This window comes from Actinomycetota bacterium (genome assembly GCA_040755895.1).
Taxonomy (GTDB): domain Bacteria; phylum Actinomycetota; class Aquicultoria; order Subteraquimicrobiales; family Subteraquimicrobiaceae; genus Subteraquimicrobium.
This window is the reverse complement of sequence record JBFMAG010000032.1, coordinates 1-12,015: the sequence shown is the minus strand read 5'-3', so window position 1 is coordinate 12,015 and position 12,015 is coordinate 1. Positions and strand designations below refer to the sequence as shown.

At 46.2% G+C, this 12,015-nt stretch carries 12 protein-coding genes; all 12 read left to right on the top strand.

Annotated elements, in window-relative coordinates:
* Nucleotides 1-77 precede the first annotated feature (77 nt).
* On the top strand, nt 78-569 hold the full coding sequence (locus tag AB1466_01535) for a Na+/H+ antiporter subunit E (protein ID MEW6188783.1): 492 nt from the start codon (nt 78-80) through the stop codon (nt 567-569).
* A complete protein-coding gene (locus AB1466_01530; GenBank protein ID MEW6188782.1) occupies nt 566-847 on the top strand; it encodes a cation:proton antiporter in 282 nt (93 codons plus the stop codon). Before AB1466_01535 ends, AB1466_01530 begins: the two co-directional genes overlap by 4 nt.
* Entirely contained in the window at nt 840-1,205 is a 366-nt protein-coding gene (mnhG, locus tag AB1466_01525; protein ID MEW6188781.1) for a monovalent cation/H(+) antiporter subunit G, read from the top strand. Before AB1466_01530 ends, mnhG begins: the two co-directional genes overlap by 8 nt.
* Nucleotides 1,202-1,444 carry a hydrogenase subunit MbhD domain-containing protein gene (locus AB1466_01520; protein ID MEW6188780.1) on the top strand — a complete coding sequence of 81 codons (243 nt, stop codon included), beginning with the start codon at nt 1,202-1,204 and terminating at the stop codon, nt 1,442-1,444. The genes mnhG and AB1466_01520 overlap by 4 nt, the downstream gene beginning before the upstream one ends.
* A gap of 11 nt (nt 1,445-1,455) precedes the next feature.
* Nucleotides 1,456-2,193: a hydrogen gas-evolving membrane-bound hydrogenase subunit E gene (gene mbhE, locus AB1466_01515; protein ID MEW6188779.1), complete on the top strand. Its 738-nt coding sequence runs from the start codon at nt 1,456-1,458 to the stop codon at nt 2,191-2,193.
* Nucleotides 2,190-2,555, top strand: coding sequence for a cation:proton antiporter subunit C (locus AB1466_01510; protein MEW6188778.1), 366 nt, complete (start codon nt 2,190-2,192; stop codon nt 2,553-2,555). Before mbhE ends, AB1466_01510 begins: the two co-directional genes overlap by 4 nt.
* A gap of 3 nt (nt 2,556-2,558) precedes the next feature.
* Nucleotides 2,559-4,046 (top strand): proton-conducting transporter membrane subunit, encoded by a 1,488-nt coding sequence (locus AB1466_01505; protein MEW6188777.1) that lies wholly within the window; start codon nt 2,559-2,561, stop codon nt 4,044-4,046.
* Between the two features lie 12 nt (nt 4,047-4,058).
* Entirely contained in the window at nt 4,059-5,540 is a 1,482-nt protein-coding gene (locus AB1466_01500; protein ID MEW6188776.1) for a monovalent cation/H+ antiporter subunit D family protein, read from the top strand.
* A gap of 28 nt (nt 5,541-5,568) precedes the next feature.
* Entirely contained in the window at nt 5,569-7,110 is a 1,542-nt protein-coding gene (locus AB1466_01495) for a proton-conducting transporter membrane subunit (protein ID MEW6188775.1), read from the top strand.
* 45 nt (nt 7,111-7,155) lie between these two features.
* Nucleotides 7,156-7,713 (top strand): hypothetical protein, encoded by a 558-nt coding sequence (locus AB1466_01490; GenBank protein MEW6188774.1) that lies wholly within the window; start codon nt 7,156-7,158, stop codon nt 7,711-7,713.
* 41 nt (nt 7,714-7,754) lie between these two features.
* On the top strand, nt 7,755-9,281 hold the full coding sequence (locus tag AB1466_01485; GenBank protein MEW6188773.1) for a proton-conducting transporter membrane subunit: 1,527 nt from the start codon (nt 7,755-7,757) through the stop codon (nt 9,279-9,281).
* A 194-nt stretch (nt 9,282-9,475) separates the two neighbouring features.
* Nucleotides 9,476-12,015 (top strand): proton-conducting transporter membrane subunit (locus AB1466_01480; protein MEW6188772.1); only part of this gene is annotated, 2,540 nt, incomplete at its 3' end.

Genomic DNA, 12,015 nt, shown 5'->3' with positions numbered 1-12,015 from the left:
ATAACCCTTAGGTTTTGAATTTTGGGGGATTTTTTTTGTGGTTTTGAGAAAAAATTCACTAAAACCAGGGAAGGAATATGGATAAAAAGACCCTCATTTTAATTTTTTCGCTGTGGATCTTTTGGATCATTCTTACGGCGAGTTTCAAAGTTGCCATTTTAATAATCGGTCTTATTTTGTCCTTTTTTGTTGCCATTCTCTGCCGAGGGCTATTAGCTGGTCATATGGAAACAATCAAGATGTCAAGGAAGCAGTTTGGGCGCTTTATCCTTTACGTTCCCTATTTGATTACACAAATCATCAAAGCAAACATCGATGTGGCGGAGAGGGTTCTCGACCCCAGATTGCCAATAAGTCCCATAATCATAAGATTCAAATTTCCCTTGGATTCCCATCTTGCCCAAATTACCATGGCTAATTCTATAACGCTTACTCCAGGTACGCTAACCGTTGACATTCAGGATAACACCTTTTTCATTCATTGCCTCGCCGAAGAGCATGCCGAGAGCATCTTTGGTTGGGATCTTCAGGAGCACGTCATTGGGGTATATGAGGAGAAAGAAAGGTGAGCACATTTTACCTATATGTTGGAATAATTTTAATAGCCAATGCCTTTCTTTGTCTGTACAGGGCATTTCGAGGTCCAACTGTACCTGATAGGATCCTCGCTGTGAACATCGTGGGTACTAAAACCCTGGTAATTTTGGTACTCATAGCCTACATATTCCGTCAGGCGATGTATTTGGACGTGGCTCTGGTTTATGGACTGTTGAACTTCATCATTACCACCGCAGCGGCAAGATACCTGGAGACTGGCAAGATAAGGGGTGATTGGGAGCGTGATTGAGATTATAGAGATAATCACCCGCATAATCGCCATGATTTTTGCAGTTATAGGAATATTCTTTTTCATCGTTGGAACGGTAGGCATATTGCGCTTACCCGATTTTTACTGCCGAACCCATGCCGCTACCAAATGTGACACCCTGGGGGCGTGCTCGATCTTGCTCGGACTGGCAATATATGAAAAATTTTCCTTCGATGCCCTCAAGATATTGGTTCTTTTCGCTTTGGTGTTAATAACCAGCCCGACCATGGGTCACGCCATTGCCAGAGCTGCATTCAGACGTGGTCTTCGACCTTGGAGGAAGGTAGCACCACCTCCCTTAATTGAAGAGACCGAGAAGGAGGCAAAAGCGGAATGATTTGGAGATTGGATGTCTTGCTTTTACTATTCTTAATTGCCACGGCGTTGGCCGTGGTTCGCACGAGGGATCTACTGGCGGCAGCGCTCATCTTCTCCGGATATAGTCTCATCATGTGCATAGTTTGGCAACAGCTGGGTGCTCCGGATATCGCTCTCACTGAAGCCGCCGTGGGAGCTGGAGTGACCACGGTTTTGTTCATTGTGACCATAAGCAAGACCACCCGGAGGGAAGAATGAGAAGGTTCCCAATGAAATGGGTTTTAATGCTCATATGCTTGCTCGTATTCTGGGTGATGTTGCTTTCAGCCGTGGTGGACATCCCCCCTATGGGCAGCTTAAAGAATCCCACCAATGATTATGAAGTTACTAAACGCTATCTTGAAAGGGGAAAAGAAGAGGCCGCTTGCCTAAATATCGTCACCACTATCGTGCTTAACTATAGAGGATATGACACCATGGGTGAGGTTACGGTGATATTCACCGCCCTTTGTGGCGTGCTAGCTCTTCTCACGAGGGAGAAACGAAAAACCAGTTTTTCCGTGATGGATGTCTCCCCCGTCAAATCGAGCTTGATCGTCTACACCATACTCCGGATCATCTTTCCATTCATCCTGCTATTTGCGATTTATATCATAGCTTTTGGCACCATTTCTCCCGGAGGCGGTTTTCAAGGGGGAACAATAATGGCTGCGGCTTTCATCATTTACGCTTTAGTATTCGGTCTACTGGTTGGCATGAGAAGGATTCCACTAAGCTTAAGAGTTTCCATTGAAGGCATTGCCCCGTTTACCTTTTTCATCGTTGGACTCATAGGATTGCTTTCGGGAGTAAATTTTCTGACATTCATGCTCCCGGGCCTATCACCGCATTATCAGCACTTCTTAGCGAAAGTGATGCTGGATTTGCTCGAGGTAGGCATCGGAGTCGGGGGAGGCGCCATATTCACCTCCATATTCTTCTCAATGCATAGGGAGGAGAGAACGTGATTTCTCAAGTTATCGAAAAACTTATAACTAATTTCAATTACGTGGTATCCATAACCCTTTTTCTCATCGGTCTATACACCGTGACCATGAAGTCCAATCTGATAAAGAAGTTCATAGGATTAAACATCATGGAGACATCGGTATTTTTATTTTTTATTTCCCTTGGTGCCGTGAGGGGAGGAAAGGCACCGATTATGATGGGAGCGATCAAAGGTCCCTTTGTGAATCCTCTCCCCCAAGCTCTAATTCTAACTGGAATTGTGGTCGCGGTGAGCACCACTGCTTTGGCTTTATCCTTGATGATTAAAATCTACGAGCATTGCGGGACCTTAGAGGCGGATAAGCTTAAAAAAATGGAGTAAAAAATGGGCATCGCACATCATTTCCCAATTTTAGTTGTGGTAGTCCCCTTGGCAGCTGCCGCAATAAATCCGATAATCGGCATGTCGCGGAGGAAAGCATGCATGCCCTTTGCCACTTTTGCCGTTTTTCTTTCTATGATCATGTCTGCTTACTTGGTCGCCAAGGTCTATTTCATTGGACCCGTAAGCTATCACCTAGGTGGATGGAAACCACCCTTTGGTATAGAAATATACTTCGATGAGCTCAGTGCCAGCTCTCTGCTAATTACAGTCCTTGGCCTTCTCATTCTCATATTTTCTAAAAAATATATAGAGAAAAAGCTCCCCGCGGAGAAGGTCTCCACCTATTATACGCTTGTTCTCCTGAATGTCGCTGGAATGCTTGGTTTCGTGGTCACTGGAGACATGTTTAACCTCTTCGTATTCACTGAGATCTTATCGCTGAGTGCCTATGCTCTGGTGGCAATCGGTGGCGAGAAAATCGCGGAAATGGCGGCATTTAAATACTTACTCGTTGGAGCGGTATCCTCGCTCTCCATTCTTCTAGCCATCGGTTTCGTTTATTCCATAACGGGTACTTTGAATATGCGCGATATGGCATTGAGGCTTCCTGAAGTCCATTCTTTGAGGGTCGCCGCTGTAGCCTTTGCCCTATTCATCGTGGGTTTCTGCGTCAAGGCGGCTTTATTTCCCACACACATCTGGCTACCGGATGCTCATGCCATTGCCCCATGTCCCGTTAGTGCCATCCTTTCCGGATTGGTGGTGAAGACGGGACTTTTGGGAATATTGAGAGTTTTCCAGGTGTACAGACTCACCGGAGGGGTTTTAGATCTCACCCCCATCACCACGATCCTGGCCTGGTTAGGGACAATCTCCATCGTCATGGGGGCATTCTTCGCCTTTTTCCAGGATGATATCAAAATGATGCTTGCTTATTCCACCATATCAAACATTGGCTACATCGTTTTGGGCATAGGTCTCGCCTCCTTCGATGGCTTGCGTGGAGGCGTAGTGCACATATTCAATCATGCCATCATAAAGGTTTCACTATTCTTAACCGCGGGAGCCATAATCCATCAAACGGGCTTCAGAAAGCTCACCGATTTGAGAGGCATAGCCAAACGGATGCCCATCACCATGGCGGCCATGAGCATAGGAATAATCTCCATTGTAGGGATTCCTCCCACCAATGGATTCATCTGTAAATGGTTCATCGCTTTGGGAGCTATGGAAGCAAACGCACCGCTCTTCGCCGCAGCTTTGTTATTTGGAGCGCTATTCATATTTGCTTACTATATCAAGATTGTTAATGCCGCTTATTTCAGGGAGCCCACGAGGAAAGAGATTGCAGAGGCAAAGGAGGCACCTCTATCCATGCTCATACCCGTAACGATACTCGCTTTTGCCTGTTTGATGATGGGATTGCCTTTAGCATATCTTCCAGTGCGTTACGTTAAACCTTGGATCGTCGCCTTACTTCGAGGATAGGAGGTTACGAGAATGGAAATCGCTTCTTGGAGACCACTTTTAGCTCCAACGGTGTCGATGTTATGTGCCCTTTTAATCTTTTTAACGGGTGCAAATACTTTCTTAAGAAGATTCTGGAGTTTGGGCGCCGCGACAATAAAATTTATCATTGTATTATCCCTGCTGCCAGCGGCTTTGAGAGGGGTGATCTTTTATACAAAACTTTTACCCTTCGCTCATGGGGTAACCGTTTATTTCAGAGTCGATCCCATGGGTTTGTTCTTCGCCTTGGTAACTTCCACATTATGGATAGTTACCACGGTCTACGCCATCGGCTATATGGAACCAGAACATGCCAAGGTGAGATTCTTCGGTTTTTTTGCTCTATGTGTCTCAACCACCGTTGGAATAGCCTTCTCTGGGAATCTTTTCACCCTGTTCATTTTCTATGAAATGCTCACCATAGCCACTTATCCTCTGGTAATTCACGAGGAGACCCCTGAAGCCATGAAAGCTGGTAGAAAGTATCTCGTATATACTCTTACGGCGGGAGCCTTCCTCTTGCTTTCCATCGTCATGACCTTTTATCTTGCGGGTACCACCGAACTCAGCAAAAATGGAATACTGTCGCTAGAGAAGCACGGAAAAATCTTGTATCTCCTGTTTGCTACCTTCATCGTGGGTTTCGGGGTGAAAGCCGCAATCATGCCCCTCCATAGTTGGTTGCCAACGGCGATGGTAGCTCCAACCCCCGTCAGCGCTTTGCTTCATGCAGTCGCCGTTGTTAAAGCTGGTGTATTTGGAGTCTTGCGCGTTATCTACAATGTCTTTGGAGTTGCTCTTGTGAGTCAAATGGGTGTGGGTCTCGTTCTCGCCTGGGTGGCTGTGGTGACCATCATTTGTGGATCGATACTCGCCCTCTTACAGGATAATCTCAAACGCAGGCTGGCGTATTCAACGGTGAGTCAATTGTCGTATATCATTCTTGGAGCATCCCTTGCTCCATTTCACGCTCCCTCCGCAGCTCTTGCGAGCATAATTCACATTGCCCATCAGGGTTTTCAGAAGATAACTTTGTTCTTCGTGGCCGGTGCCATCGAGAGAAAAACGGGCAAGAGGAATATAAGTGAAATGGAGGGAATTGGTCATAAAATGCCCATAACCATGGCCACCTTTTCCATTGCTTCTCTGGGTTTCATAGGCATTCCACTCTTGGCTGGATTCATAAGTAAGTGGTATATGTGCCTTGGATCACTTGAAGCCGGGGGGCCAATCTTCGTGGTCGTCATGCTCGTAAGCGCTTTACTAAATGCTGCCTATTGGTTACCCATAATCTATATAGCCTATTTCAGAAATCCTCCCGATGGAGATATAAGGATGGATGAAGCTCATTGGCTCTTGCTTTATCCTTGCATCATATGTGCCATCTATGTGATTGCCCTGGGGACATTGTCCATGGTTCCAGGTATGCCAGTCTCCTTGGCGGAAACGGCTGTTGGGATTTTTCTTAGGTAAGGTGTTGGTAAATTTTGGGGGTGAGATCATGGCCGGGGTAATTTCGGTTATCCCTGTTCTCGTTGTAGTGGTCTCTTTCTTTTCCGCAGTTATTATCCTTTCTTTCGGAAATAGATCGGAAAAGCTCAGGGAGTGGACTGCCGTCTTCGCCACTTTATTCGCTTTCTCTCTTTCTTTTTTGATGCTCCCTGGTTCTCTAAAGGGAATTATTTACAAATGTTACATCCTACACATGACACCTCGCATCTGGCTTCATTTCCGAGTCGATGGACTTAGCATAGTATTCGCTCTCACCGCGGCTTTGCTTTGGGTTTTAGCCACGGTTTTTTCCTTGGGATACATGAAAGGCGAACATGCACTCACAAGGTATTATGGCTTCTTGATACTCTGTCTGACCTGGACCATGGGTATTGGCTTTGCGGGTAATCTGCTCACGCTCTTCATATTCTATGAATTGCTCTCAGTCAGCTCTTATCCGGTGATCGCCCACGAAGAAACCCCCGAAGCATTGGCAGCGGGTAAAAAATATATAATTTATGTGCTGGTCGGCGGAACCTTTATATTATTGGGAATTGTTTTGACCTTTTATTTAGCCAACTCTCAGACTCTCACTAAAACTGGAATACTCTCCATAAAGCATGGTTATAATACGCTGATAATCTTATTTACCTCTTTTGTGGTAGGTTTCGGAGTGAAAGCCGCTATTATGCCCCTCCACGGATGGGTCCCCGACGCCCACCCCGCCGCTCCCGCGCCCGCATCGGCATTACTTTCCGGTGTCTTGGTTTGCGCTGGTTGCTATGGAATCATGCGTGTAATTTACAATGTCTTTGGCACTCAACTTTTGAAGCAATTGGGATTTGGGACGATTCTCGCCTATGTCGCTGCGGCCACGATAATCATTGCCTCCATCATCGCTTTAGATCAAGATAATCTCAAACGTAGACTCGCTTATTCCACAATAGGTCAGATGTCTTATATCATTTTGGGAACCATTCTCTTGACACCAAGCAGTGCCATAGGGGGCATGGTCCACATCGCCAATCATGGCCTCATGAAGGCGACTTTATTCCTGTGTTCTGGAGTGATCATAAAAGGGGTTAAAAAAAGGAATATAAGTGAAATGCGGGGTATCGGTTACGTGCTTCCCATAACCATGGCCTGCTTCGCCGTAGCATCCCTGGGTATGATGGGGTGTCCGCCATTGGCGGGATTTATAAGTAAGTGGATGCTTTGTGTGGGAGGATTTGAGGCGGGAAAACCCATTTTCGTTGTGGTGTTACTCATCAGTTCTCTTCTCTGCGCAGCCTATTTGCTACCCGTAGTTTATACAGCCTTTTTCGGCAAAACAAAGGAGGAAATTGAGGCTCTTAAAGAAGCTCATGCCAGGGGGGAAGAAACCCACTTGGAGGAGCGAAGGATTCAACTCGAGACTCAAAGCGTCTCTTGGACGATGCTCGTACCCATCATGGTTGGAACGATGTGTGTCGTGCTTCTCGGCTTTGGATCCATGATACACTGGCTGGCTTTGCCCTTATCCAGGGTTGCTGTAAGGCTTCTTTTAAAGTAAAATTGTGAAGCGAATGCAATCACATTAGGGGGAAATGAAAATTACATGATTAAAAGGCTTTTAATTCTAAGTTTGGTTTTGATTTTAATCACTAGTTTTTCAGTTCCCGTCCTCGCTACCGAAAAACCTGCTTCGCGTGAAAAGTCTCAGGAAGAGGTTCAAGCTGAAAGGGAGACCACAAAACCTGAAGCTGAACATGAAGCAGAACACGAGGAGCATCATGGTCCCCCTCTGGTTTATTTCCTCCAATGGGGGTTCCTATTAGTTATTTTCGGACTAAGTACTTCCTATGTTCGAAAGATTCGAACCCGTGGGAGGTCTCATCATGAAGGTCTAGTTCTAGCTTACATTTTAACTTTCTTGATACTTATTTGTTACGCTTTAAATTATCATCCATCAATGCATGCATATCATGAACCACCAGGTGTGGGCTTTCTCAAATTCGGTATCATGATCCTCGCGGGAGCTTTTGTGACCGTTTACGGGATTCTGGGGCGCCATGAGGAGCATGAGGAGCATGTTTCCACCCATGAAGGACATGCTTCCGCTCGTAAAGGGATATCTTCCCACGATGAACACGCTTCGCCGCATGCACGTCATTGAATGAGAATATCTAATCGATAATTTTTTTGGGGGAATTTGGATTGGGTGTATTTGCTTTACTTGCGATCATAGTCCCAGCGTTGGGAGCAATAGGTGTTTACTATATCTCGAAGAAAGTTTCTGAAGAGCGAGGATGTACCCTTACGGCTATAATCTGCGGGATAACATTTTTCCTGGTGTGCTTGATTTATCCGGCGATCGCCAAGGGGCACACCGTGGAATGGAGATTTTATCCACTTCTTCCGGTGACCCTAACTTTATATGTTGATTCTCTGGGTTTCCTCTTGGGCTTTATCGCCTCTTTGCTATGGTTCATGGCTTCTGTATATGCCATCGAATATATGAAACCAGAGCATGCAAAAACCAGATTCAATATTTTCTCCCTACTCTCCTTATGCGGGATGATGGGCATTGTATTCACCGGTAATCTATTCAGCCTCTACATTTTCTTCGAACTCATGGCTATCCTCTCTTATATATTGATCATTCACGAGGAAACCGAAGAAGCCATGAAGGCTGGTCTCAAATATTTATTCATGGGGATAATTGGTGGGCTTGTGTTGCTTCTGGCTGTCGTTGCCACACACGCAATTTGTGGGACGACTACACTCACTGAGGCTGGATTAACTGCCTTGAGGCAAAGTCCCTATTTCGGTTTGATCTTTTGGTGCTTCATCCTTGGATTCGCCGTTAAGGCGGGGATGTTTCCCGTTCATGTGTGGCTTCCTGATGCTCACCCCATTGCTCCGACGCCCGCTTCTGCTCTGCTTTCAGGGATAATGATAAAGGCAGGAGCTTACGGAATCATCCGAACCATATATGCCGTTTTTGGCTCCCCAATTCTGGCTAGTTTTGCCACGGGCAAATTCTTATTGGTCTTGGGAATAATCACCATGATTTTGGGTTCTGGATGTGCCATTCTTCAGAAGGAGATAAAGAGGCTTCTCGCATTCTCCTCCATCGCTCAGATTGGCTACGTGATCACGGGGGCAGCTCTTCTGTCGTCCGTGGGCTTAACGGGGGGAGTTTTGCACATCTTCAATCACGCTTTGATGAAGGGGACATTGTTTCTGTGTGCCGGAGCAATGATATTCAAAACCGGTTTGAGGCAATTGAAGGATTTGAGGGGGATAGGCTTTCGCATGCCCCTGACCATGATCTGCTTTACCTTGGCTGCCTGTTCAATGATTGGTTTTCCACCCTTTTGTGGATTCATCAGTAAATGGGTATTGGCTGAAGGGGCTCTTCAATCTGCCTCGATTGGCATCATCAGCAGGGCAACTGGGATAGCCGTGGTTGGCTTCCTCCTTTTGAGCAGCTTACTCAATGCGGTTTATTATGGACCTATCGTCATCAGAGCCTGGTTTGGAGTTGAACATGGAGGACACAATCCCGGGCATGGACATTCTCGTCATGAAGAACATGTCGAGGTGAAGAGGGAAGATCCAAGTTGGCTAATGCTTGTTCCACTGTTTGTACTCGCCTTGGGGACATTGATCTTCGGTATCTATCCTCAGTTCCCACTGAATTTGGCGAAAGCATTAGCTCACATTTACTTCGGTCATTAGATATAAATCCTTCGAAGTTGGAGGTTCTGTACTTTGGCAAAATTTAGGTTTGCACAGCTAAAGTCTTGCCTAAATGAAAAATTCAATGTCATTTTGCATTTTTATTTTACATTTGCTAGGGAAGAGCAGTATTTATGCAGATAAAACACTTATCTAGAATTGAAATTTGCCAAACTAAGGTTGGAGGTTAATGTATGCATCTTGAAGTTTTGGGACCTGTAACACCTAAGGTGAGCATCATAGCCTTTCTTCCCTTTCTTGCCGTGCTTATTCCGTTTATTGGAGCAGTTTTTGCGGCAATCTTCAGTGGGAAGACAAAAATTAGAAATGCCATCGTGGTTTCCACAACCATTTTGACCTTCGTCATCGTCCTTTGTATGTATCAGCCAGTGGTACAAGGCATTCATATTGGTGAACATTTTTACAGGGGCATTGAATGTTCTTTCCCTTCAGGTCTTGGCTTTGGAATAAACTTCGGAGTGGATGCTGTTGGGCTGCTAATAGCCGCGATAACTGCATTCATTTGGGCACTTTCCTGTATCTATGCAACTTCATACATGAGTGTTGAGCACGCTCAGGGCAGATATTATTTCTTCGCTCTACTTACCCTGGGGGCAAACCTCGGAGTCCTTTTAACCAAGGATTTCTTCTCTCTGTTCTTATTCTTTGAGCTCCTGGCGGTCTTCTCCTACGTTCTGGTCGTTCACGAGGAAACTGAAGAAGCCATGGCAGCGGGAAGATTATATCTCTATATGAGCGTCATTGGTGGGCTGCTTCTCCTTGGAGGAATAATAATCCTCGCTGCCAAGGTCGGCAAGATAGATATTGCACCCATGGCTGCCCTCATGAAAAAGACCATGCCCTCATACTTAAGATATCTCGTGGCCATCATGATGATCGCGGGCTTTGGGAGCAAAGCTGGTATATTCTTCCTCCACGTCTGGCTCCCTGAAGCTCACCCCATAGCTCCCACACCCGCTTCCGCATTGCTTTCCGGTTTGATGATAAAAGCGGGAGCCTATGGCATCTTGAGAACCGTGAATACTCTGTTTGCTCCTGTTGCAAGGGCGGCAGCGCACAGCAGCACTCACGCCTCACACGCAACTCAGGCTGCCCAGGCTGCTCACGGAGCCGGTTGGACCATGCTCACGAGCCTGGGTTATGGATTGATTTGGATTGGTGTGATTACCATGTTCTTTGGCGTGGTAAACGCATTGCTTTCTCCGAATTGTAAGAGGATGCTTGCATATCATTCCGTCTCCCAAATGGGCTACATCGTGATGGGACTGGGATGTGCTGCGTACCTAGGGACGGACGGAGCCATGGGTCTCGCCGGGGGACTCTACCATATAGTGAATCACGCCCTGTTTAAAGCGGGACTGTTTCTGGCTATAGGGGCGGTATACTTTAGAACCCGTGAACTGGATATGTACAAACTGGGTGGAATGTGGAGAAATATGCCCTTCACTGCTTTGGCATGCTTCATTGCCGTCTGCGGTATATCTGGAATACCCCTCTTTAACGGATTTGCCTCCAAGACCATACTTCATCACGCGATATTGGAAGCTTATGAACACTCGGCGCATTATTCGGCTGTTCATCGACCGGATATTCTGCTCATAATCGCCGAGGTATTCTTCGTCCTCACAGCATTCGGTACATTCTGTTCCAACATGAAGATGTGGTCCTTTGTGTTTATATGGAAAAGACCGGAGAAATTCAAGGATGTTGAGCCCGAACCCCTATCGATGCGGATAGCCATGTTCGCTATATCCGCGGCAATTTTGTTCATAGGTCTCAAGCCCAATTGGTTATTGGAGAAGTTCATCGGGCCGGCTCTGGCAAACTTCGGTTTTGACCCAGTATCTCATCCATATCATATATTGTACAATATCCACGCCACTGGATTGAGATCGACCATTCCACTCCTTTACGATCCCAAAACCTATGCTTTCCTCACAAACCCGGAGGTCGTCCACAATCTCCTGGGATTATCCATCTGCATTCTTGGTGGAGGAATGTACTTCATTTTGGGCTATAGGTTTGGTTGGTTCCATGTAGATCCTCCCGAGTGGGTTTCTATTAAATATTGGTATTTGAAGCTGGCTGCGGGCACGGTTTTTCTCATATCGAAAGTTTCAATATTCATTTCCGATGCTGTGGATAAATCCTACTATGCCTTATCAGATGCCTTTCTTCTAACTCCGAAGTTGATAACGAAATATAAAAGAAGATTTCAGGATACTGTGGTTCCTGTCATATTCGGTTTACCTGAGGAGGAAGAGGTCGCCGCCGAGAGAAGGGAGCTTCTTGAAAGATTAGAGGACAGAAAAATAGCCATGGTTAGAAAAGCTGTGAGGCAAGCGACCCTTGAGATGATAAGAGAGGAAGTATCCGTTGAGGAGAGGAGAAAGAAACTCGCTCGTGTGAGAGAAGAGGCTATGAAAGAAGCGGAGGCCATAGCCCAGGCGGAACTCGATATGTTCAGAGAGGCGATATTGAGGATGGCAGAAGCGGGATTGCCTGCCGCTGAGAGAAGAAGGAGAATCATGGATATCATGAGGTTGGTCGATGTGATGAGAGAAGCAGGCGCGAAAGTAACCTCGATGGAGAAAGTGGAGGCAATGGAAGAACCCTTAAAGGAGGCAACTGCCAAGGTAGCCAAGATGCCCGCTGCGGTGAGCATGGATATAATTGCGGATGTGGTCAAAGAAGCTGCAGCTAAAATGGCTGA

Excerpts from the sequence above, each read along its gene's own strand:
- AB1466_01500 (MEW6188776.1), top strand. The coding sequence starts at position 4,059 with ATGGAAATCGCTTCTTGGAGACCACTTTTAGCTCCAACGGTGTCGATG.
- AB1466_01520 (MEW6188780.1), top strand. The coding sequence starts at position 1,202 with ATGATTTGGAGATTGGATGTCTTGCTTTTACTATTCTTAATTGCCACG.
- AB1466_01495 (MEW6188775.1), top strand. The coding sequence starts at position 5,569 with ATGGCCGGGGTAATTTCGGTTATCCCTGTTCTCGTTGTAGTGGTCTCT.
- AB1466_01505 (MEW6188777.1), top strand. The coding sequence starts at position 2,559 with ATGGGCATCGCACATCATTTCCCAATTTTAGTTGTGGTAGTCCCCTTG.
- AB1466_01535 (MEW6188783.1), top strand. The coding sequence starts at position 78 with ATGGATAAAAAGACCCTCATTTTAATTTTTTCGCTGTGGATCTTTTGG.
- mbhE (MEW6188779.1), top strand. The coding sequence starts at position 1,456 with ATGAAATGGGTTTTAATGCTCATATGCTTGCTCGTATTCTGGGTGATG.
- AB1466_01490 (MEW6188774.1), top strand. The coding sequence starts at position 7,156 with ATGATTAAAAGGCTTTTAATTCTAAGTTTGGTTTTGATTTTAATCACT.